We start from the raw sequence: 567 nt of genomic DNA on the forward strand, positions 1-567 counted from the left end.
GTTTGAGCAGACGTTGGTTCCATTCTGGGTTCTGAATCAGGATATGTATCAGAAGGCTCTGAATGTTCAGGCAGAGCTGATGATGAGTGCGAGCAGTGAGAAAGTCAGGACTGACGCAGCCAATAGTTTGTTGACCCATTTGAAACCACCAGAAATCAAGAAGGTGGAGCTGGATATTGGGACTAAGGAAGATAGTTCGATTAGTCAGTTGAGGCAGGCTACGATTGAACTGGCAAGACAGCAGAAGATGTTGCTAGAGTCTGGTATGGCTAATGCACAGGAGATTGCCCATTCTCATGTGAACAAGAAAGAAGCCATTGATGTGGTGGCACGGGAGGTAAGGTAATGTCTTTGGTTTCTAAGAATGATCCAGTTGATGAGGCTCTGGCTCCGTGGAAGGTTGAGGATTACCTTAATGCCACGGATTACAGAGTGGACCCAAACTATGTGCCTAGTGACTTTGCCTTGGAGTTCGTGACGTTCATCAAGCTGGTGAATGGATCACAAGGTGAAGAGAACAAGACTCCTGTTGTTCACTACAAGATGCTGGATACGATTACCCATGGG

At 46.6% G+C, this 567-nt stretch carries 2 protein-coding genes; both read left to right on the top strand.

From position 1 onward, the window contains the following. The coding region (locus J5M56_RS23955) for a hypothetical protein (RefSeq protein ID WP_243430882.1) at positions 1-346 on the top strand (346 nt) is incomplete at its 5' end. Next, on the top strand, positions 346-567 hold a 222-nt coding region (locus J5M56_RS23960), incomplete at its 3' end, for a hypothetical protein (RefSeq protein ID WP_243430883.1). The genes J5M56_RS23955 and J5M56_RS23960, both read left to right, overlap by 1 nt.

The sequence above is a fragment of the Pseudomonas sp. 51_B genome, from assembly GCF_017491595.1.
GTDB lineage: Bacteria > Pseudomonadota > Gammaproteobacteria > Pseudomonadales > Pseudomonadaceae > Aquipseudomonas > Aquipseudomonas promysalinigenes.